This window comes from Roseateles sp. GW821-FHT09G03, assembly GCF_059416045.1.
Genome location: NZ_JBWKOK010000008.1, coordinates 1 through 21764 on the forward strand (window position 1 = coordinate 1; position 21764 = coordinate 21764).

At 68.9% G+C, this 21764-nt stretch carries 18 protein-coding genes and 1 pseudogene; 16 read left to right on the forward strand and 3 right to left on the reverse strand.

Translation table 11 applies throughout. The annotated features are described in order from the left end of the window. Positions 1-74: 74 nt before the first annotated feature. The 6 genes and pseudogenes from AC07OZ_RS24420 to AC07OZ_RS24445 all read left to right on the forward strand — a co-directional run. Positions 75-944, forward strand: a pseudogene (locus tag AC07OZ_RS24420) (AMP-binding protein); the annotation flags it as partial. A gap of 130 nt (positions 945-1074) precedes the next feature. Next, a complete protein-coding gene (locus AC07OZ_RS24425) occupies positions 1075-2346 on the forward strand; it encodes a branched-chain amino acid ABC transporter substrate-binding protein (RefSeq protein ID WP_495469672.1) in 1272 nt (423 codons plus the stop codon). A gap of 151 nt (positions 2347-2497) precedes the next feature. Then, positions 2498-3442, forward strand: a complete 945-nt coding sequence (locus tag AC07OZ_RS24430) for a branched-chain amino acid ABC transporter permease (RefSeq protein WP_495469881.1) — start codon at positions 2498-2500, stop codon at positions 3440-3442. A 15-nt stretch (positions 3443-3457) separates the two neighbouring features. Next, positions 3458-4852, forward strand: coding sequence for a branched-chain amino acid ABC transporter permease (locus AC07OZ_RS24435; RefSeq protein WP_495469673.1), 1395 nt, complete (start codon positions 3458-3460; stop codon positions 4850-4852). Then, positions 4849-5640 carry an ABC transporter ATP-binding protein gene (locus AC07OZ_RS24440; RefSeq protein WP_495469674.1) on the forward strand — a complete coding sequence of 264 codons (792 nt, stop codon included), beginning with the start codon at positions 4849-4851 and terminating at the stop codon, positions 5638-5640. Before AC07OZ_RS24435 ends, AC07OZ_RS24440 begins: the two co-directional genes overlap by 4 nt. A 32-nt stretch (positions 5641-5672) precedes the next feature. Then, the gene (locus AC07OZ_RS24445; RefSeq protein WP_495469882.1) at positions 5673-6422 is read left to right on the forward strand and encodes an ABC transporter ATP-binding protein; all 750 of its coding nucleotides are present in this window, start codon (positions 5673-5675) and stop codon (positions 6420-6422) included. A gap of 35 nt (positions 6423-6457) precedes the next feature. Here AC07OZ_RS24445 and AC07OZ_RS24450 read toward each other — a convergent pair whose 3' ends face one another. Next, a complete protein-coding gene (locus AC07OZ_RS24450; RefSeq protein ID WP_495469675.1) occupies positions 6458-7510 on the reverse strand; it encodes a hypothetical protein in 1053 nt (350 codons plus the stop codon). Beyond that, on the reverse strand, positions 7507-9300 hold the full coding sequence (locus tag AC07OZ_RS24455; protein ID WP_495469676.1) for a hypothetical protein: 1794 nt from the start codon (positions 9298-9300) through the stop codon (positions 7507-7509). Before AC07OZ_RS24455 ends, AC07OZ_RS24450 begins: the two co-directional genes overlap by 4 nt. Positions 9301-9537: 237 nt before the next feature. Here AC07OZ_RS24455 and AC07OZ_RS24460 point away from each other — a divergent pair, with 237 nt between their 5' ends. The 7 genes from AC07OZ_RS24460 (at position 9538) to AC07OZ_RS24490 (ending at position 17786) form a co-directional block, all read left to right on the forward strand. After that, complete coding sequence (locus AC07OZ_RS24460; protein WP_495469677.1) at positions 9538-10065, forward strand: hypothetical protein; 528 nt, start codon at positions 9538-9540, stop codon at positions 10063-10065. Between the two features lie 265 nt (positions 10066-10330). Beyond that, complete coding sequence (locus AC07OZ_RS24465; protein WP_495469678.1) at positions 10331-12427, forward strand: 3-hydroxyacyl-CoA dehydrogenase NAD-binding domain-containing protein; 2097 nt, start codon at positions 10331-10333, stop codon at positions 12425-12427. Between the two features lie 28 nt (positions 12428-12455). Continuing rightward, entirely contained in the window at positions 12456-13631 is a 1176-nt protein-coding gene (locus tag AC07OZ_RS24470) for an acetyl-CoA C-acyltransferase (protein ID WP_495469679.1), read from the forward strand. Continuing rightward, a complete protein-coding gene (locus AC07OZ_RS24475; RefSeq protein ID WP_495469680.1) occupies positions 13628-14524 on the forward strand; it encodes a hypothetical protein in 897 nt (298 codons plus the stop codon). Before AC07OZ_RS24470 ends, AC07OZ_RS24475 begins: the two co-directional genes overlap by 4 nt. A gap of 41 nt (positions 14525-14565) precedes the next feature. Beyond that, on the forward strand, positions 14566-16386 hold the full coding sequence (locus tag AC07OZ_RS24480; protein WP_495469681.1) for an acyl-CoA dehydrogenase family protein: 1821 nt from the start codon (positions 14566-14568) through the stop codon (positions 16384-16386). Between the two features lie 130 nt (positions 16387-16516). After that, positions 16517-17308 (forward strand): SDR family oxidoreductase, encoded by a 792-nt coding sequence (locus AC07OZ_RS24485; protein WP_495469682.1) that lies wholly within the window; start codon positions 16517-16519, stop codon positions 17306-17308. A 25-nt stretch (positions 17309-17333) separates the two neighbouring features. Further along, positions 17334-17786 carry a PaaI family thioesterase gene (locus AC07OZ_RS24490; protein ID WP_495469683.1) on the forward strand — a complete coding sequence of 151 codons (453 nt, stop codon included), beginning with the start codon at positions 17334-17336 and terminating at the stop codon, positions 17784-17786. A gap of 15 nt (positions 17787-17801) precedes the next feature. Here AC07OZ_RS24490 and AC07OZ_RS24495 read toward each other — a convergent pair whose 3' ends face one another. Then, a complete protein-coding gene (locus AC07OZ_RS24495; RefSeq protein ID WP_495469684.1) occupies positions 17802-19052 on the reverse strand; it encodes a hypothetical protein in 1251 nt (416 codons plus the stop codon). Between the two features lie 249 nt (positions 19053-19301). On the opposite strand from AC07OZ_RS24495, the gene AC07OZ_RS24500 reads away from it, so the two are divergent. From AC07OZ_RS24500 to AC07OZ_RS24510, 3 genes are read left to right on the forward strand one after another with little or no spacing between them, the layout of a single operon-like run. Next, complete coding sequence (locus AC07OZ_RS24500; RefSeq protein ID WP_495469685.1) at positions 19302-20321, forward strand: NADP-dependent oxidoreductase; 1020 nt, start codon at positions 19302-19304, stop codon at positions 20319-20321. Continuing rightward, positions 20321-20794: a GNAT family N-acetyltransferase gene (locus AC07OZ_RS24505; RefSeq protein ID WP_495469686.1), complete on the forward strand. Its 474-nt coding sequence runs from the start codon at positions 20321-20323 to the stop codon at positions 20792-20794. The genes AC07OZ_RS24500 and AC07OZ_RS24505 overlap by 1 nt, the downstream gene beginning before the upstream one ends. Continuing rightward, positions 20791-21750 (forward strand): glutathione S-transferase family protein, encoded by a 960-nt coding sequence (locus AC07OZ_RS24510; RefSeq protein WP_495469687.1) that lies wholly within the window; start codon positions 20791-20793, stop codon positions 21748-21750. The genes AC07OZ_RS24505 and AC07OZ_RS24510 overlap by 4 nt, the downstream gene beginning before the upstream one ends. Positions 21751-21764: the final 14 nt, after the last annotated feature.

A 21764-nucleotide genomic window follows, 5' to 3' on the forward strand; every position in this document is an offset into this window, starting at 1 on the left:
CGTACTCGGAGCGAGTCTCTCCGCCCCAGCAACCCCACCATTGAAGCCCCGTTGGGCCGGCGCTTCAACCATACAAGACGGAGAAGGTCACCTTCAGCGCCGGCGTGCCCACCGTGTGGCTGGGGCTGCTGAACTACGTCGGCGCCAACGGCCTGAAGTTCTCGACCTTCAAGCGCACGGTGATCGGCGGCTCGGCCTGCCCGCCGGCGATGCTGCGCACGCTGATGGACGACTACGGCGTCGACGTGATCCACGCCTGGGGCATGACCGAGATGTCGCCGCTGGGCACGCTGTCGCGGCTCAGCAGCCGCCAGCTGGAACTGCCCAAGGAACAGCAGCGCCATCTGCTCGAGAAGCAGGGCAAGGCGATCTACGGCGTGGACATGGCCGTCGTCGACGACGGCGGCCAGGCGCTGCCGTGGGACGGCAAGAGCTCGGGCAACCTGGTCGTGCGCGGTCCCTGGGTGATCGACAGCTACTTCGGGCATGACGGCTCGCCGCTGATCCGCGTCACCGGCGAGGACGGCCGCGACGCCGGCCTGTGGTTCCCCACCGGCGACGTCGCCGCGATCGATGCCGACGGCTTCATGCAGATCACCGACCGCAGCAAGGACGTGATCAAGTCCGGCGGCGAATGGATCAGCTCGATCGACGTCGAGAACATCGCGATGGCGCATCCCGCGGTGCACGAGGCCGCCGTCATCGCGGTCGCGCATCCGAAGTGGGACGAGCGCCCGCTGCTCGTCGTCGTGCGCAAGCCCACCGACGCGGGCGCGGCGCTGACGCGCGAGGCGGTGCTCGGGTTCTACGAGGGCAAGATCGCCAAGTGGCAGGTGCCCGACGACGTCGTCTTCGTCGACGAGATCCCGCACACCGCCACCGGCAAGATGCTCAAGCTCAAGTTGCGCGAGCAGTTCAAGGGCCACAAGCTGCCGGGCTGCTGAGCCCGCCGGTCCCGTCCGCAGGAGCAACGCCACCGTTTTCTTCTCCGCAGTTCACCGCAGTCCCCTGCGGTCCGTCGTACCCGCCGCTTCACACGCCTTGCAAACACACAAAGCACATCAGGAGACAAGCATGAGCAAGCACAGCACGCGTTCGATTCCCTCGCTGGTCCGGCCCGTGGCGCGCGCCATCGCCGTGGCCGCCTTTGCCGTGACGGCCGCCTCGGGCGCCCATGCGCAGAAGGGCGAGACGGTGAAGATCGCCTGGATCGATCCGCTGTCGGGCCTGATGGCGCCGGTGGGTCAGAACCAGGTGAAGTCCTTCCAGTTCTTCGCCGAGAAGTTCAACGCCACCAACCCGGCCGGCGTGAAGTTCGAGATCATCCCGATCGACAACAAGCTCAGCCCCGCCGAGTCGCTCAACGCGCTGAAGTCCGCGATCGACCAGGGCGTGCGCTACGTGACGCAGGGCAACGGCTCGGGCGCCGCGCTGGCGATCATCGACGCCGTCAACAAGCACAACGAGCGCAATCCCGGCAAGGAGGTCGTGTACCTCAACCACTCGGCCGTGGACCCGGACCTGACCAACAGCAAGTGCAGCTACTGGCACTTCCGCTTCGACGCCGACACGTCGATGAAGATGGAAGCGATCACCACCTTCCTGAAGGACCAGACCGACGTCAAGAAGGTCTACCTGCTCAACCAGAACTACGCGCACGGCCATCAGGTCGCGAAGTACGCCAAGGAAGGGCTGGCCCGCAAGCGGCCCGACGTGCAGATCGTCGGCGAGGACCTGCACCCGCTGGCCCAGGTGCGCGACTTCGCGCCCTACGTCGCCAAGATCAAGGCCAGCGGCGCGGACACGGTGATCACCGGCAACTGGGGCTCGGACCTGGCGCTGCTGGTGAAGGCGGCCTCGGAGGCCGGCTACAACGGCAAGTTCTACACCTACTACGCCGGCGTCACCGGCACGCCGACGGCCATCGGCGCCGCGGGCGCGGGGCGCGTCTACCAGGCGGCCTACAACTACAACAACATGGGCGGCCAGATGGACACCTGGGCCAATGAGTTCAAGGCCAAGTTCAACGACGACTTCTACACCGGCAGCATCATCCACATTTACTCGGCGCTGGGCGCGGCGATGGCCAAGGCCAAGAGCACCGATCCGGTGAAGGTGGCGGCGGCGCTCGAAGGCCTGAAGTTCAAGAGCTTCAACGGCGACGTCGAGATCCGCAAGGGCGACCACCAGCTGCAGCAGCCGATCTTCATCTCGCGCTGGGAGAAGGTCGACGCCAAGCATCCGTACAACGTGGAGAACACCGGCTTCAACTTCGCGCCGGTGAAGACCTACGACGCGTATGTGAGCTCCACGCCCACGAGCTGCCAGATGAAGCGTCCCAGCTGACGCGCATCCGCGTACTGCGAGCCGGTCCGTCGGACCGCTCGCGGTGGTGCCGCGCGATGCGGCGCCATTGAGAGGATGTTGAGAGGATGAACTCTTGGAACAGATCCTGATCAACCTGCTGAACGGCCTGTCCTCCGGACTGCTGCTGTTCATGCTGAGCTCCGGCCTCACGCTGATCTTCAGCATGATGGGTGTGCTGAACTTCGCGCATGCGAGCTTCTACATGCTGGGCGCGTACGTCGCGTATTCCATCGCCGGGTGGATCGGGTTCTGGCCCGCGTTGTTCCTCGCGCCGCTGGTGGTGGGCGGGCTCGGGGCCGTGTTCGAACGGGGTGCGCTGCGGCGCGTCCACAAGTTCGGCCACGTCCCGGAGCTGCTGATCACCTTCGGCCTGTCGTATGTCGTGCTGGAGCTGGTCCAACTGGTGTGGGGCCGCACGGCGGTGCCGTTCCCGCCGCCGCCCTCGCTGCAGGGCGCGGCCTTCACGCTGATCCACGCGCCGGGCCAGGCGCTGCAGATGGCCTGGGGCGACGCGCCCGCCGCCGTCTGCGCCGCAGCCAGCTGCTCCAAGTTCCCGTTGACGCGCGCCTTCATGATGCTGGTCGCGCTGTTCATGCTGCTGTCGCTGTGGCTGCTGCTGACGCGCACCCGCATCGGCCTGGTCATCCAGGCCGCGCTGACGCATCCGGAGATGGTCGAGTCCCTCGGCCACAACGTGCCGCGCGTGTTCATGCTGGTGTTCGGCAGCGGCTGCGCGCTGGCGGCGCTGGCCGGCGTGATCGGCGGTGTCACCTTCGTCACCGAGCCCTCGATGGCGGTGCTCGTCGGCTCCATCATCTTCGTGGTGGTCGTCGTCGGCGGCATCGGCTCGCTGGCCGGGGCCTTCGTCGCTTCCATCGTCATCGGCCTGCTGCAGACCCTGCCGCTGACCATCGACGCGTCCCTGGCCCAGGTCTTCAAGCTCGGCCCCGACACCTTCGGCTACCCGCTGCTCAAGCTCTCGCTGGCGCAGGTCGCGCCCATCCTGCCCTACCTGCTGATGGTGCTCATCCTGATCTTCCGGCCCAAGGGCCTGCTCGGCACGCGGGAGGGCTGACCGATGGCCGTCGTCATGCCTTCTTCGTCCGCGCCCGCCGCTTCTGCGGGCTCAGCGCCGGGCTCGCTGTCCGCCGCGTCCGCCAACGGCGGGACGCAACGCGTCCACGCCCGCGCCAAACGCGGCGAGACCTATCACTTCAAGCCGCACAACGTCGGCCGCTGGCTGATCTGGGGTGTCTATGCACTGGCGCTGTTCGTGGCGCCGCTGATGTGGACCAGCAGCCTGGCGCAGACCATGCTGTCGCAGATGGGCATCGCGATCATCGCGTGCCTGTCCTACAACCTGCTGCTGGGGCAGGGCGGCATGCTGAGCTTCGGCCACGCCGTCTACACCGGGCTGGGCGCCTATCTCGCGATCCATACGCTCAACGTCGTCGGCGCGGGCCAGCTCGCGCTGCCGGTCGGGCTGGTGCCCATCGTCGGCGGCTTCGCGGGCCTGTTCTTCGCGGCGCTGTTCGGCTACGTGTCGACGAAGAAGTCCGGCACGCCCTTCGCGATGATCACGCTGGGCCTGGGCGAGCTGATCTGGTCGATGTCGCTGATGCTGCCGGAGTTCTTCGGCGGCGAGGGCGGCGTCTCCTCCAACCGCGTCGTCGGCAAGGCGGTCTGGGGCATCACCTTCGGGCCGCAGATCCAGGTGTACTACCTGATCGCGATCTACGCCTTCGTCTGCACGGCGCTGCTGTTCGCGTTCACGCGCACGCCGCTGGGCCGCATGCTCAACGCGGTGCGCGACAACCCCGAGCGCGTCGAGTTCATCGGCTACGACACGCAGTGGGTGCGCTTCCTCGCGTTCCTGATCGCGGGCTTCTTCGCCGGCGTGTCGGGCGGGCTGTCGGCGCTGAACTTCGAGATCGTCAACGCCGAGGTCGTCGGCGCCGCCCGCTCCGGCGCCTACCTGCTGTTCACCTTCCTCGGCGGCGCGACCTTCTTCTTCGGGCCCATCATCGGCGCCGTGCTGATGGTGGTGGCGACCGTGCTGCTGTCGGAGCTGACCAAGGCCTGGCTGCTCTACCTCGGCCTGGTGTTCCTGTTCATGGTGATGTACGCGCCGGGCGGCATCGCGTCGCTGATCATGATGAACCTGCGGCTGGCGGCCTTCGGCAAGCTGCGCTCGCTGTGGCCGTCGTATCTCGGTCTGGCCGGCGCGGCGCTGACGATGCTGGTCGGCGGCTCGGCGATGGTGGAGATGCTCTACCACCTGCAGCTCAACGAGGCGCTCGGACCGAAGATGAGCTACCTCGGCGTGGCGCTCGACGCCAAGAGCGTCGAGTCCTGGTTCGGCGCCGGCTTCGTGCTGGTGACCGGCCTGGGTCTGTTCGAGCTCGTGCGCCGGGAGTTCCGCGCTGAGTGGGACCGGGCGCAGGAGGAGATCGAGAAAGAGATCAAGCGGAGGGAGAGCCTGTGAGCGCGCACCACGCCCCTTATGCGTTGGAACTGAGATCCGTCCGCAAGAGCTTCGGCAAGAGCGAGATCATCCGCGGCGCGGAACTGGCGGTGAAGCCGGGCGAGCGCGTCGCGATCATCGGCCCGAACGGCGCCGGCAAGTCCACGCTGTTCAACCTCATCAGCGGCCGCTTCGCGCCCACCAGCGGCGAGATCCGGCTCTTCGGCGAGCGCGTCGACCAGCTCGCGCCCTACCAGATCAACCGCCGCGGCCTGTCGCGCAGCTTCCAGGTCTCCAACCTGTTCACGCGGCTCTCGGTGTTCGAGAACATCCGCTGCGCGCTGCTCTGGTCCATGGGCCACAAGTACGCGTTCTGGAAGTTCCTCGCCGGCATGGACGACGTCAACGACCGAGTCGAGGAACTGCTGGAGATGCTGCACCTCGACAAGAAGCGCGATGTGCCGGCGGTGAACCTGACCTACGCCGAGGCGCGCGTGCTGGAGATCGGCATCACCATCGCCGGCGGCGCGCAGGTGATCCTGCTCGACGAGCCGACGGCGGGCATGAGCAAGAGCGAGACGAAACGCTTCATCCAGCTGATCCGCCAGGTCACCGAGGGCCGCACGCTGCTGACGGTGGAGCACGACATGGGCGTGGTCTTCGGCCTGGCCGACAAGATCGCGGTGCTGGTCTACGGCGAGGTGATCGCCTTCGACACACCGGATGCGGTGCGCGCGAACCCGCGCGTGCAGGAGGCGTATCTGGGCTCGGTGCTGGCCGAATCGCAGTCCGCGGGAGCGCATGCATGAGCGTCGCGATGAACGACAGCAACATCGGCGCGATGCGCGCCGCGTCGACGGGATCCGCGGCCGTCGCGGGCTCCCGCGCGCTGCAGCTCGACAACGTGCACGCCTTCTACGGCAAGAGCCACGTGCTGCACGGCGTGTCGATGGAAGTCCGGCCCGGCGAGATCGTCAGCCTGCTGGGCCGCAACGGTTCGGGCCGCTCGACGACGGTGAAGACGATCATGGGCCAGGTCGACGGCACGGGATCGATCGCGTGGGGCGGCCAGGAACTGCTGGGACGCAAGGCCTACGAGATCGCGCACCGCGGCATCGGCTACGTGCCGGAGAACCGCGACATCTTCCCCAAGCTCACGGTGCACCAGAACCTGCTGCTGGGCGAGAAGGGCGGTCGCCGGGGCGCTGCCAAGCCGCGATGGAGCTTCGACGACATGTACGCAATGTTCCCGCGCCTGAAGGAGCGCCAGCACACCGAGGCCGGCGTGCTGTCCGGCGGCGAGCAGCAGATGCTGACGCTGTGCCGCACGCTGATGGGCGACCCCGACCTGATCATGATCGACGAGCCCACCGAGGGCCTGGCGCCCAAGATCGTCGAGCTGGTCGCGGAGTACCTCAAGGAGCTCAAGCGGCGCGGCGTGTCGGTGCTGCTGGTCGAGCAGAAGCTGGCGATCGCGCTGGAGATCTCCGAGCGCTGCTACGTGATGGGCCACGGGCGCATCGTCTTCGAAGGCACGCCCGCGGACCTGCGCGCGAACGCCTACGTGCGCAAGGAGTGGCTGGAGGTCTGAGGCGCTGCGGCCGTAGCCGTCGCGGTCGCAGCCTGTCAGGGGCTCGCCCTGCGCAGGGTCCATGTGGATCCCGACGGATGGAAGCGCCACCCGAGGGGCGCTTGAGGAAGGTCTTCCTTCGAAGCGGTGTCGGGAAGATGGATGTGCACTCGGTCGAGATGGGGTCTCGGCTGGCTCGCGAGTGCCACGGCCAGGCGGCCACAGCGATCGACGTCGCCCCGCAGTCCGATGCACAAGGCGCAATCCGGGATCAAGGCGGGGTCCACACCCGGATCTCCATCCAGCCGCAGGTCCCAGTACTCCGGCCCGATGTCGGCCAGGAAGTCGCGATAGGTGTCGAGATCCAAGGGCCTCGACGGGCCCAGGTCTGCCAGGAATCGACGTGATCCCAGATCGAGCGCCTGGAGCAGTGCGCGGGGTGGCAACGAGAACTCCCGCGCGATGGTGCTGAGGCCATCGCCCTCGAAACGAAGGGTGGTATTGCCGCTGTCCTTGACGACCTGGCGCAGCGCGCGCCCGCCACTCGCCCTGGCCTGCGCCTCCCGCTCCGAGGGCGCCTCCGTCTCCCATCGCCCCAGCCGCGCCAGCGCCTGGGTCCAGGGAACCTTCGACGGGCGCCGGGCGGCATTCAAGGCTTGCATGCTGGCGACAACCAGGTCCATCCGAAAGGCCTGACCACTGAAGTCCGGGGCGGGCGCATCCGATGCACCCTGTCCGTGTCGGCGCGACGCCAGGGCCTGCGACCGCTCGCGACCGTTCAGCAGGCACAAGGGCGCCTCGGCGATCAGCGCCGCCTGTTCTTCATCACTGGGCTCGAGTGGGCTGTCCTTACGGAAAACCAGGCGGAAGCTGCGGCAGTCTCCGCCACCGTCGGGTCCCGCGACGCGGTTCAGGTAGCGTTCGACCGTCGGGGAGAGGCGCAGCGGCTCTCCGCGTTCGAGTCTTTCCATCTTCGCCAACTCGTCCGCCGGCAGCGACCAGGCGAACGACGGTGAAGGGGGGGTTGCCCGCGCGCGGTCCTCGAAGTCGATGTCCGTGTCGCGGTCGGCAGTGCCGGAAGCCGCGGTGGCGAAAAGGGACGGGATCATCGCCTTGCTCCCACCCTGTCGCCGATGCCGGCGGCGCGCAGCTTCGCCAGCGCCGGCCGCAGGTGATGCGCGAGGCGATCGACCCGTGCGCGGATCAGGTCGGCTTCCTTCGTGAGGTAGGCCTCGAAACCCGCCTCGTCGTCCTCAGGAGCGAGCGCAGCCGCCGCTTCGTGAGCACGCCCGAAATCCTTCTCGATCGTCGAACTCATCGCCTGGAAGACCTCGTCTTCTTTCAGTGCATCGGCCAGCCCTTCGCTGAACGCATGGGCGCCGGACGCGAAGAAGGCGAGCGTCGGGAATCCTTCGGCTATCTCCGCGGCAATCACGGCGTCGGCGGCGTGCACGTCGTTGACCGGCGCTCCCTCGTCGACCGCGCCGGGCAGCCGCGCATGCTGGCGGTAGAGAGGTTCGCTCGCGGCGGGGCGCAGGCCGAGCAGGTGGGCCAGCCGCTGATCCACCGCCCAGGCCAGCCCGTGGGCGATCTCGAGGTTCTCGTCGTCCTCCTGTTCGCGATGGGCGGCACTCTGGCGCGCGCGGAACCCGAGGGCTTGGCGGAAGTAGAACAAGGCACGGTCCGCAGGTTGGGGCGTGACGGCGCCAGCGTCCACGAGGGCTTCGATCTCGTCGAGCCGCATCACGTTCGCATCGAAGCAGTGGCCGGTCTCGCGTTGCAGGACGGCCCGGATGCCATCGGACAGCTCGGGGCGTTCGCGCGCGGCGACGATGACACGTTCCAGGCGCTGGGCGTGTTCCCGTTGCAACCGATCCCTGTTGTCGCGGCTCGCGCCGTCGATCTGGTCAAGCAGCAGTGTCTTGAGGGCCTCGATCGTGGCAGGCGCAGTCTCTCGAAACTGTCCCGCCATGTGTGTGGCGTATTGCAGATCAGGCAGGTCGCGGATCAGCGGCAGGAGCGCCGACCGGTAGATCGGGTGCGGCAGTTGCCTGATGTCGAGCTCCGTGATGCCGCGAGGCAGACGCATGGAAGACTCTGGGGAGGGGATCCGCATGGGCTCCAGGGTGATGTCATCGAAGGCGGCGATCGACTCCGCGAAGCCCTGCGGATCGTCGATCCGGAAGGAATGTGTCCGCCAACGGAGGCTGGCCGGATCCTGCCTGGTCAGCGCCGCCAACAGGTGACGCGGTGGCAACTCCAGCGGGCCAAGCTGCGCCTCGTCGACCACCGGTTCGTGCCAACGCACGATGGGAAGGCCGTCGCGCCACTCGGGGGCACGACATGCCGTGACGAAGGCCGCTCGCTGTCTGGAGTCACCGCCGCCCCGGGCCCAACGGACCAGGCCGCGCAACGCTGCCAGTTCAGCGCTGGAGCGCGGTCGCCGTTGCGTTGCCGGGCCGACGGACATGCAGGCTTCGCCGAGACGGACAGCGTCCTTCAGCACCCGGTCCTGCCCGTCCGTGAGCCGCCAGCGCCACTGCCAGCCCGGTGCGGTCCGCAGCAGCAACAGTGCGAGATCGCGCGTCGCGATCTCGTCGGGAAGCAGCAGGTCCGTCGGCAGCCGGGCCAGTGCCCGGGCCATATCCCGCGCCAGTTCCGTGTCCAGTCCGTTCCGCGGGCTCGTGAAGATGCCATGGTGACGCGTCATCGCGTGTCGGATCGCCTGGAGCCATTCACGGCTGCTGGCCCAGGCCGTGGCATCGGCCGTCGATGCATCGAAGGGGAGGTCTGGATCCCCGGTCGCAGGGGAGACAAGCGCCGTCTCGGAACAGGTTGAGCGACGCAGCTCGCTGGCCGAAAAAGGACAGCACATCGAAAAGAGGGGAGACAAAGGCATGGGGCTTCTGACTGGATCGAGGGTCCTTGAGTTGGTTGGATGCGATCCCGGTTCATTGACCGACCCGGAAGCGCGCGCCCCGTGGCACCTTCCGTGCGCCTCCCGACATCCCCACCCCCCACGTTCATGGTCCCCCGACCCCGTTGTGCCGTCCCCTGATCGGGGTGGCTCGCGGCGCCACTTGAGGCGGACGCCGGACTACATTGGCCGGCAGGCAACAAGAACAGGGAGCCCCCCATGAATTCGGTGCAGCCATGGATGGTGGCCGTCGGGACGTTGGCCGGACTGGCAGTCGGCGCCGCCGCCGTGAGCGGCTGGTGGTGGCCCAAGCTCAAGCGCGCGCGCCGGCTGATCGACCGGATCGAGTCGTCGCGGCTGCTGCTCAACGAGCAGACCACGCAGGCGCGCCGTCAGATCGAACGCCAGCAGATGGAGCTCGGCGAGCTCCGTCTCATCGTCGAGCGGCTGCGCCGCAAGGCGGCGATCGCCGCCGCGCCGCATGAAGCGGTCGACGGGCCCGAGTCCATCCTGCCGCTGGACTCCGTGTCGCCGATCAGCGCGCCCACGCCGCTGCCGGCCTTCCGTCCGATCGAGAAGCCTCGCGCGCCGGCGCCCACGGTCGCCAGCGTCGACGCCGCGCTGGAGCGCCATGACCGCGCCCGTGAGCGCACCGCCGAGGGCGGCTTCGCCCGCACCGAGATCCAGGACGAGGACGGCCCCAACTCGCGCGGCTTCATGCCGACGCAGCTGGACAAGCCGTTCTGAGTCGATCGCCCTGACGGCACGGCCCGGGAGGGCCGACGCCACCGCCGTCGATGACCCCATCGACGACCTCCATCGCTGACCTTCCGACCCGCGCGTCGCCCGCGCGACGCAGCCTCCGCACTTCCCCCCGTAGCGCCCTGTCACAGCAGAGACAAGCGCCACGCCTCGGCGCTGCCTAGAATCGAACGATCGTTCTTTTCGCCGGCGGCCTTCGGGGGACACTCGGCCGCGGCGAGTCGACTCTTCAGCATCGGAAGGAACAAGCATGGGTGCCAGCTACGAAGTCCGCGGTCAGGTCGCGGTGATCACGCTCAACAATCCGCCGGTCAACGGCCTGGGCCACGCCACGCGGCTGGCCGTCGCCGAGGGCGTCGAGAAGGCGGAGAACGATCCCGCCATCAAGGCCATCGTGATCACCGGCGCCGGCAAGGCGTTTTCCGGCGGCGCCGACATCCGCGAGTTCGGCTCGCCCAAGGCGCTGGCCGAGCCCAACCTGGGCTCGCTGATCAACCGCGTCGAGTCCTGCACCAAGCCGGTCGTCGCCGCGATCCACAGCGTCGCCATGGGCGGCGGCCTGGAACTGGCGCTGGGCTGCCACTACCGCGTCACCGCGCCCGGCGCCAAGATCGCGCTGCCGGAAGTGAAGCTGGGTCTGCTGCCCGGCGCCGGCGGCACGCAGCGCCTGCCGCGCGCGCTGGGCGTCGAGCCCGCGCTCAACATGATCGTCAGCGGCGAGCCGGTCCTCAGCGAGCAGCTCGCGCAGGTCCCCGGCCAGGTGCTGTTCCAGAAGGTCGTCGACGGCGACCTGATCGACAGCGCCGTCCAGTTCGCGATGAGCATCGCCGACAAGCGCCCGCTGCCGCGCGTGCGCGACATCAAGGCCCAGCATCCCGAGGCGCAGGCCTACTTCCAGTTCGCGCGCAACACCGTCGGCGCGATGGCCAAGAACTTCCCCGCGCCGCTGCAGTGCGTGGAGACGGTCGCCAACTCGGTGGCCCTGAAGTTCGAGGACGGCATGCGCGCCGAGCGCGACGCCTTCCAGCAGCTGATGTTCACGCCCGAGTCGAAGGCGCTGCGCCATGCGTTCTTCGCCGAGCGCGCCGCCTCCAAGATCCCCGACGTGCCCGAGGACACGCCGCTGCGCAAGGTCGAGCAGGTCGCCATCATCGGCGCCGGCACGATGGGCGGCGGCATCGCGATGAACTTCCTGAACGCCGGCATCCCGGTGACCCTCCTCGAGATGAAGCAGGAGGCGCTGGACCGCGGCGTCGCCACCATCCGTAAGAACTACGAGGCGCAGGTCAAGAAGGGCAAGCTCAAGGAAGACCGCTACGCCCAGCGCATGAGCCTGCTGGGCACCACGCTGAGCTACGCCGAGATCGGCAACGCGGACCTGGTCATCGAGGCCGTGTTCGAGGACATCGGCGTCAAGGAGCAGGTCTTCAAGCAGCTCGACGCGGTGATGAAGCCCGGCGCGATCCTGGCCAGCAACACCTCGACGCTGGATGTCGACAAGATCGCCGCCTTCACCAAGCGCCCGCAGGACGTCATCGGCACCCACTTCTTCAGCCCGGCCAACGTGATGAAGCTGCTGGAGGTGGTGCGCGGCGCGGCCACCGCCAAGGACGTGCTCGCCACGGTGATGGCGCTGGGCAAGAAGATCCGCAAGACCTGCGTCGTCTCCGGTGTGTGCGACGGCTTCATCGGCAACCGCATGATCGAGCAGTACAGCCGCCAGGCCGGCTTCCTGCTGGAAGAGGGCTGCACGCCGCAGCAGGTGGACAAGGCGGTCGAGCGCTTCGGCTTCGCGATGGGCCCGTTCCGCATGGGCGACCTGGCCGGCAACGACGTGGGCTGGTACATCCGCAAGCGCCGCTACCTGGAGAAGCCGGACCTGCGCTACTCCAAGACCGCCGACCTGCTGTGCGAGATGGGCCGCTTCGGCCAGAAGACCGGCGCCGGCTGGTACGACTACCTGCCCGGCAAGCGCGACGCGATCCCGTCGAAGACGGTGCTGGAGATGATCGACATGCACCGCTCGGCGCTGGGCATCACGCCGCGCAAGATCAGCGACGAGGAGATCGTGCAGCGCCTGGTCTTCGCCCTGGTCAACGAGGGCGCCAAGATCCTGGAGGAGGGCATCGCCCTGCGCGCCTCCGACATCGACATGGTCTACCTGACCGGCTACGGCTTCCCGCTGCACCGCGGCGGCCCGATGTGCTACGCCGACACGGTCGGCCTCTACAACGTGGTGCAGGCGATGAAGCGCTTCGCCAAGAACCCGCTGGACGACGGGAAGTTCTGGGAGCCCGCGCCGCTGCTGCAGCGCCTGGCCGACCAGGGCAAGGGCTTCAACGACTGACCCCCGCGGACCGCATCAGGAGAAAAGAATGAGCAAGGCATTGATCGTTTCCACGGCCCGCACCCCGCTCGCGAAGAGCTGGAAGGGTTCGTTCAACATGACCCACGGCGCGACGCTGGGCGGCCACGTGGTGCGCGCGGCGCTGGAGCGCGCCGGCATCGAGGGCGGCGAGGTCGAGGACGTCCTCATGGGCTGCGCCACGCCCGAGGGCGCCACCGGCGGCAACATCGCGCGCCAGATCGCGCTGCGCGCCGGCCTGCCGGTGAGCGTCTCCGGACAGACCGTCAACCGGTTCTGCTCCAGCGGCCTGCAGACCATCGCGACCGCGGCGCAGCGCATCATCGCGGGCGAGGCGGACGTCTTCGTCGCGGGCGGCGTGGAGAGCATCTCCTGCGTCCAGAACGAGGCCAACCGCCACATGGGCCACGAGAGCTGGCTGTCCGCGCACAAGCCCGAGATCTACTGGTCCATGCTGCAGACGGCCGAGAACGTGGCCCAGCGCTACAAGATCCCGAAAGAGCGCATGGACCGCTACGGCGCGGCCAGCCAGCAGCGCGCCTGCGCCGCGCAGGCCGAAGGCCTGTTCAACGCCGAGATCGTGCCCATCACCGTGATGGCCGGCATCGCCGACAAGGTGCGCGGCATGATGACGAAGGAGGTCACCGTCAGCGTCGACGAAGGCCTGCGCGTGGGCACCACCTACGAGAGCATCAAGGACATCCGCACGGCCGTCCCCGGCGGCGTGGTCACCGCCGGCAATGCCAGCCAGTTCAGCGACGGCGCCGGCGCCTGCGCGATCGTGAGCGAGGCCTATGCCGAGAAGAAGGGCCTGAAGCCGCTGGGCCGCTTCCTCGGCTTCGCCGTGGCCGGCTGCGAGCCCGACGAGATGGGCATCGGCCCGGTCTTCGCCGTGCCCAAGGTGCTCAAGCGCCTGGGCCTGAAGGTGTCGGACATCGACCTGTGGGAACTGAACGAGGCCTTCGCGGTGCAGGTGCTGTACTGCGCGGACACGCTGGGCATCCCGATGGACAGGTTGAACGTCAACGGCGGCGCGATCGCGATCGGTCACCCGTACGGCGTGTCGGGCCAGCGCCTGACCGGCCACGCGCTGATCGAAGGCAAGCGCCGCGGCGCCAAGCGCGTCTGCGTGACGATGTGCATCGGCGGCGGCATGGGCGCCGCCGGCGTGTTCGAGGTCCTGTGAGCCAGCGCTTGTCGAAGGTCGCCGCCTCGTGTGCGGCGACTGATGCATGGACGGCGCCTGCGGCATCCAGGGCGTCCGCGGCGGCTGCCGCGATGGGCGTGCTGCTGGCGCTGCTGGCGGCGCCCGCCGGTGCCGCGGGGCGCAAGGAGCCACCAGGCAAGGTCGAGGAGCAGGCCGTCGCCGGCATCCACGACGCGCTCCGCGCCAGCGACTGCGCGCTGGTGGCCAGCCGGCTCAATGACGGGCTCAAGCGCAAGTACCCCTCGGTCTACCTGCTGGCCGGGACCCTGTACGAGCAGGGCCTCTGCCTGAAGCAGGACTGGGACCGCGCCGCGCGCCTGTTCGAGCAGGCCAACGACGCGGGCGAGCCGCAAGGCCGGCATCGCATGATCGCGGGTCTGGCCGAAGGCGGCCGGGACCGCGCGGCGGCGATGTACTGGGCGCTCGAGGATCCGTCGGGCTTGCCCGAGGAGTGCTTGGCCGGCCGCGACCTGCGCCACGAACCCGAGGCCTACGTGGCGCAACTGCGCCGCTGGCCCGCGGGACGCCTCGATGCCTGCGTGTACGTGGTGGGGGTCGCGAACGCGATCTCCGGCGAGATCGAGTACCCCAGCGTCGGCGCCGCCTACGCGGTCTACGGCCGCTACCGGATGGACTTCAATCCCGCGACGGCCACCGTCGAGTGGGAGGAACTGGACCTGCGCCTGGGCACCATGACGGGCGCGATGAGCGGCGACGACGTGCGCGACCGGGACAGCGGCCGCGTCCAGCAGACGCTGCGCAGCGCGCTCCAGGAGACCAGCCACCGCGCGCTTCGTCGGTTCACGAAGCCGGCGAGCGTGCCGGCGACGTGGCGCTTCCAGCGCGAGTTCGCGTTCAACATCCACGGCTGAGCGCGCCGCGCGCCCGGCCTGACGCCAACCAGGAGGGCGCGATGCGCCAGACCCTCGACTTCCTGCTCTACGACTGGCTGAAGGTGCAGGACCTCGGCCGGCGCGAGCGCTTCTCGGAGCACTCGCGGGAGACCTTCGACGCGGTGCTCGACACCTGCGAGAAGATCGCCCGCGAGAAGTTCGCGCCGTTCAACCGCCTGGCCGACACCGAGGAGCCGCGCTTCGACGGCGAGCGCGTGCACCTGCCCAAGGCGACGCACGAGGCGCTCGCCGCCTATGTCGGCTCCGGCATGCTGGCCGCAGCGCAGGACTACGAACACGGCGGCATGCAGCTGCCCTGCGTGGTCGAGATGGCCGCCAACTGCTTCTTCAGCAAGGCCAGCGTGTCCCTGGGCGGCTACGCGATGCTGACCAATGGCAACGCCAACCTGCTGATGGCGCACGGCACGGACACGCAGCGCGAGGTCTTCGCGATGAACGAGCTGTCCGGGCGCTGGTTCGGGACGATGTGCCTGTCGGAGCCGCAGGCGGGTTCGTCGCTGTCCGATGTGGCCACGCGCGCCGAGGCCGACGGCGCCGACTTCGAGGCCGATCCGCTCGGCCCGCGCTACCGGCTCACCGGGAACAAGATGTGGATCTCGGGCGGCGAGCACGAGATCACCGAGAACATCGTCCACCTCGTGCTGGCGAAGATCCCCGGCCCGGATGGCAAGCCGCTGCCGGGCACGAAGGGCATCTCGCTGTTCATCGTGCCCAAGCACCTGGTCGACACGGACGGGCAGCTCACCGGCGAGCGCAACGACGTGGCGCTCGCGGGTCTGAACCACAAGCTCGGTTATCGCGGCACGACCAACTGCCTGCTCAACTTCGGCGAAGGGCGCCAGACGCCGCGCGGGAAGAAGGGCGCGATCGGCTACCTCGTCGGCAAGCCCGGTGAGGGGCTGCGGCAGATGTTCCACATGATGAACGAGGCCCGCATCGGCGTCGGCCTCGGCGCGGTGATGCTCGGATACGCGGGCTACGAAGCGAGCCTCGAGTATGCGCGGCAACGTCCGCAAGGCCGGCCGGTCACGACCTCCGGCGTCAAGGACGCGGCGCGGCCGCAGGCCCTCATCATCGAGCACGCCGACGTGAAGCGCATGCTGCTGGCGCAGAAGAGTTTCGTGGAGGGCGGGCTCGCGCTCGAGCTGTTCTGCGCGCGGCTGGTCGACGAGCAGCACACGGGCTCGGAGGACGAGGTGGCCGCGGCGAAGCGGCTGCTGGAAGTCCTGATCCCGATCGCCAAGAGCTGGCCCAGCGAGTGGTGCCTGGAGGCGAACTCGCTCGCGATCCAGGTGCTGGGCGGCTACGGCTACACGCGCGATTTCCCGGTCGAGCAGTACTGGCGCGACAACCGCCTGAACATGATCCACGAGGGCACGCACGGCATCCAGGCGCTGGACCTGCTGGGGCGCAAGGTCGTGATGGACGGCGGACAGGCGCTGATGGCGCTGGCCGCGCGCATCAGCGACACCGCCCAGCGCGCCGGCCAGGTGCCAGGTCTTGCCGAGGCGGCGAACGAACTCGGCGCTGCGCTGGTCGCGGTCGGTGGCGCCACGAAGAAGGCCTGGTCCACCGGCGAGCCGGAAGCGGCGCTCGCCAATGCGACACCGTATCTGCAGGCCTTCGGGCACACGGTGCTGGCGTGGATCTGGCTGGACGTGGCGCTCGCGCTCGACGGCCGGGACGACGACTTCGCTCGCGGCAAGCGCGCCGCGCAGCGCTACTTCTTCGCCTACGAGCTGCCCAAGATCCACGCCTGGCTGGGCGTGGTCGCGCGGCGCGAGGCGCTCACCCGCGAGATGCGGGACGAGTGGTTCTGAATCGACCCACCCCCTACCGGCTTCGCCGGCCCCCTCAAGGGGGCGACCCCGATGGCCCGGCAGAGCCGGTTCCATGGGCTCCGCTTGATGAAGGCGAAGTCACCGAGACAAGACACTGAAGGAGACGACGATGAGCAGCAAGGTACAAGACCTCTTCGACCTGACCGGCCAGGTGGCGCTGGTGACCGGCGGATCGCGCGGCCTGGGGCTGCAGATCGCGGAGGCGCTCGGCGAGGCCGGCGCGACGCTGATGCTGAGCTCGCGCAAGGCGGCTGACCTGGAGGAGGCTGTCGCGCACCTGAAGGCGCGCGGCATCGCGGCGCAGTTCATCGCCGCGGACGCGTCCGACGAGGCGCAGGCGCGCGGCATCGTCGAGCAGACGATCGCGAAGCTCGGCCAGATCGACATCCTCGTCAACAACGCCGGCGCGACCTGGGGCGCGCCCGCCGAGGACCATCCGGTCGAGGCCTGGGACAAGGTGATGGACCTCAACATCCGCAGCCTGTTCGTGATGAGCCAGGAAGTCGCGAAGCGCAGCATGATCCCGCGCAAGTCGGGCCGCATCATCAACGTGGCGTCGATCGCCGGCCTGGGCGGCAACAGCGGCATGATGAAGACCATCGCCTACAACACCAGCAAGGGCGCGGCGGTGAACTTCACCCGCGCGCTGGCGGGCGAATGGGGCGTCCACGGCATCACCGTCAACGCGCTGGCGCCGGGCTTCTTCCCCAGCAAGATGACCAAGGGCCTGATGGCGGCGATCGGCGAGGAGAAGCTCGCCGAGCACGCCCCGCTCAAGCGCATCGGCGATGATGAGGACCTCAAGGGCGCCGCCCTGCTGTTCGCGAGCCGCGCCGGGAAACACATCACCGGACAGATCCTCGCGGTCGACGGCGGCGTGTCCGCAGTTCACGGCAGCTGATCCCGCCGCACCAACTCCCCGTCCCATGTCCGAGCCGTTGAAGTTCCCCGTCCACATCCCCTTCGTCCAGCAACTGGGCTTCGAGCTGGTCCGCATCGACGAAGGCGAGGCCGAGCTGCGGGTCGACATCCGCGAGCTGCACCTGAACTCCTGGGAAGTGGCGCACGGCGGCGTGCTGATGACGCTGCTGGACGTGGCGATGGCGCACGCGGCGCGCAGCGTGCACCGCGACCAGCCGGGCTTCGGCCCCGGCGTGGTGACGGTGGAGATGAAGACCAGCTTCATGCGCCCCGGCGAGGGCGCGCTGCGCGCGGTCGGCCGGCTGTTGCACCGCTCGACGACGATGGCCTTCTGCGACGGCGCGGTCTACGGCGAGGACGGCAAGCTCTGCGCCCATTCGACCGGCACCTTCAAGTACCTGAAGGCGCTGCCCGGGAAGGGCCGCAGCCTCAAGGCGCTGCAGCGCACCGGAGACTGAACCCGCCGCCTGCGCTCATCCCTCCGTCGCGCGCGGGGCCGACAGCAGGCGCGCGGACGAGGGCTGGCGTCCCGGGAGTTCCGGCGGCGCGTGTTCCGTGTGCATGACCAGGCGCGTCACAGCGTCCAGCGCGTCACCCAGATGACCGACGGCATCGGGGTCGAGCTGCAGCATCGTGTAGGGCTGTTGCGAGGCGAGCACCTTCCTCGCCTCGACCATCGATGCGCGCTCCCGCGACGGGAGATGGTGCATCGGCACACCGAGCAGTGCGCGGGCGATGGCGCCCGCATCCCGTGAAGGCAAGGCGCAGCGCGGATACCGGCCCTCGTCGAGAGCATGCGTCTGATGCCAGGCCCTGGGTGCGCGCATGGCCATCTCAGCCTCACGGATGTCCTGCACCGTCACGCCGAGCCGCGATTGCGGCGGTGGCAGTGTCACCTTGTCGAGCAGCACGCCCTGACGACGGAGGGCCTTCAAGTTCGTCGCCTGAATGGCCCTCGCCTGATTGACCGCCGTCCGGTTGACATAGATCGGATCGGCCGGGTCGACAGGGGCGCGGCGAACCTCGATGAACACGTAGTCCGATCCCTCGACGTAGTCCGTGTCCGCGACAGGACCGCTGTCATCGCGGCGTTGCGGGGATCCCGCGTCCGACGAGACGAAAAGGGACTCCGGACGCTCGTAGCCTTCGATGCCGCGACGGGGAGGAACGTCGTAGTCGCCGCCCGCCCGGCGCGGAGGAATGTCGTAGTCGCCGCCGGCCCGCTGGGGAGGCGCGTCGTAGACCGGCTCGTCGGCGTTGCCCTTCGCCGGCATGGTGGCCGTCGGCGGCGTCGGCGGCGTCTGCGGCGGCGTCTGCGGCCGTCGCCGGACCGGCCTCATGGGCCGCGGCGACAGCGCGTTCTCGACCGCCGCCATCACCGACTTGGGCTCGAGTCGACGCACGTCGATCTCGTGCATCAGTCGCATCGCGACGTCCACGGGGCAATCCGGCGGCAGCACCAGCGTCTGCGTCGCCGCGCTCAAACGCCGCAGCAGGTTGACCGGCAATTGCCTCAGGAGGTGAGGCGGCGTCGACGACAGGTCCAGGACCTCCGGCTTGCGGGCCAGCGCCTTCTCGATCTGGCGGGCGGCAGGAAGGGCTTCCTTCGCGGACGTCCCCTGGCTCATCCACTTCCGCACTTCCGGATCGTGCGGCGCTTGTGCCGGACCGGCATTGCCGCCGAGCCAGGTGGGGAGATTCGAACGACGGAAGATCTGCGACATGGTGAAGTGGCGGAGGGCTGTGGTGATGAAGTCAGTCGACACCCGCCGGCCGCGGTTCTTGACACGAATCTGCAGCGCCTTCCTGGAAAAGCACGCTCGTTCTTTTCTGTCACCCGAGGGACGTGAAGGGGGAGGAGGCCGTGGTTCAATCGTCGGCATTCCGTCACGGATCGCGAGCGGGTGGCCGCTCGCGAATCCCTCCCATGAGCCATGCGCTGGCATGGATAGACAACGACCGAGGAGTCTCCGATGAGCCAAGTGAACCGCCAGATCCATCTGGCCTCCCGCCCGACCGGTGAGCCCGGCACTGACAACTTCAAGCTGGTCGAACAAGCGATTCCCGAACTCGCGGACGGCCAGGTCCTGGTCCGCAACCATTACCTGAGCCTCGATCCCTACATGCGCGGCCGCATGAACGAGAGCAAGAGCTACGCCGCGCCGCAGCCGCTGAACGCGGTCATGATCGGCGGCACCGTGGGCGAGGTGGTCGCGTCGAAGAACCCGCACTTCGCCGTCGGCGACAAGGTCGTCGGCATGGGCGGCTGGCAGGAGTACCAGCTCGTCGACGCGAACCAGCGCGGCGTGCTGCAGAAGGTCGACACGACGCACGTGCCGCTGTCCGCCTACCTCGGCGCGGTGGGCATGCCCGGCGTGACGGCGTGGTACGGCCTGGTGAAGATCATCGACCCGAAGCCGGGCCAGACGGTGGTCGTCAGCGCCGCCAGCGGCGCGGTGGGCGGCGCGGTCGGCCAACTGGCCAAGGTGCGCGGCGCGCGCGCGGTGGGCATCGCCGGCGGCGCGGACAAGTGCCGCTACGTGGTCGAGGAACTCGGCTTCGACGCCTGCATCGACTACAAGCAGCACACCGACCTGAAGTCGCTGTCCGCCGCGCTGAAGGCCGAATGCCCGGACGGCATCGACGGCCACTTCGAGAACGTCGGCGGCATGATCCTCGACGCCGTGCTGCTGCGCGCGAACGCGTTCAGCCGCGTGGCCATGTGCGGCATGATCGCCGGCTACAACGGCGAGCCGATCCCGCTGAGCTTCCCGCAGCTGATCCTCACGAACCGCATGAAGGTCGAGGGCTTCATCGTCTCCGAGCACATGGAGGTCTGGCCCGAGGCGCTGAAGGAACTGGGCACGCTGGTCGCGACCGGCAAGCTGAAGTTCCGCGAGAGCGTCGCGCAGGGCCTGGAGAACGCGCCGGAGGCTTTCCTCGGGCTGCTCAAGGGCCGCAACTTCGGCAAGCAGCTGGTGAAGCTGGTCTGATGGCCGGCCCGCGCTGGATCAGCCAGCCCTTCGACGAGCTCGGCGTGCGCGGCCTGTACCGCGCGCTGCGCCTGCGCGCCGAGGTCTTCGTCATCGAGCAGCGCTGCATCTACCTCGATCCGGACGGGCTCGACGAGCACGCGTGGCATCTGCAGGGGATGGGGCAGGGCGTCGATGGCCGCGAGGAACTCTTCGCCTACGCGCGTCTGCTGCCGCCCTCGATCGGCGACGGCGCGGCCCGCATCGGCCGCGTGATCACGGCGTCGACGGCCCGCGGCGGCGGACTCGGCCGCGCGCTGATGAGCCAGGCGCTGCGCGAATGCCAGAAGCTCTGGCCGGGCCAGCCGATCGAACTCGGCGCGCAGGCCCACCTGCGCGAGTTCTACGGCAGCTTCGGCTTCACGCCGATCTCGGAGGTCTACGACGAGGACGGCATCCCCCACATCGACATGCGCAAGGAGGCGACGCCATGAGCGAGTCCCCCCATTCCTCCGGCCTGCCTTCCGCCGACGACCTCGTCCTGCATCACTACAGCAGCTCGCCGTTCGCGGAGAAGGCGCGGCTGATGCTGGGCCTCAAGGGCCTGGCCTGGCACTCGGTGACGGTGCCGATGGTGCTGCCCAAGCCCGACGTCGTCGCGCTGACCGGCGGCTACCGCCGCACGCCCTTCCTGCAACTCGGCGCCGACATTTACTGCGACACCGCGCTGATCGCCGAGGTGCTGGAAGCACGCCGGCCGACGCCCAGCCTGTTCCCCGCGGCCGTCGCCGGTCACGCGCGCACGCTGGCGCAATGGGCCGACACGGACCTGTTCTGGACCGCGCTGCCCTACGCGATGCAACCGGCGGGCGCGACCGCGCTGTTCGCCGGAGCGCCGCCGGACATGCTGAAGATCTTCGTCGCCGACCGCAAGGCGATGAGCGAGGGCATGCCGCAGGTGCGCGGCGTCGACGCCGGCGCGGCGCTGACGCAGTACCTCGAGTGGCTCTCGGCCATGCTGGCCGATGGCCGGCCGTGGCTGCTCGGCGGGGAGACCAGCATCGCCGACCTCAGCGTCTATCACCCGCTGTGGTTCGTGACCCGGACCGGGCCGCTGGCCGAGATCTTCCAGCCGCATGAGGCGCTGCGGGCCTGGATGGGCCGGGTCGCCGCGATCGGTCATGGCGAGCGTGCCGGCAAGCTCGACGGTGCCGCGGCGATCGCGCTGGCGAAGGCGTCGACGCCGCGTCCGGCGCTCGTCGAGGACGGCCTCGGCTTCGCCGCCGGCGACGCCGTCACGGTCACGCCGTACGACTACGCCCGCGACGCCGTCGCCGGCACGCTCGTGGGCCTGAGCTGCCGCACGGTGACGCTGGCGCGCGAGGACGACCGCGCCGGCCGCGTGCACGTGCACTTCCCGCGCATCCGCTACACGCTGAAGCAGGCATAAGCACCGCATCAAGG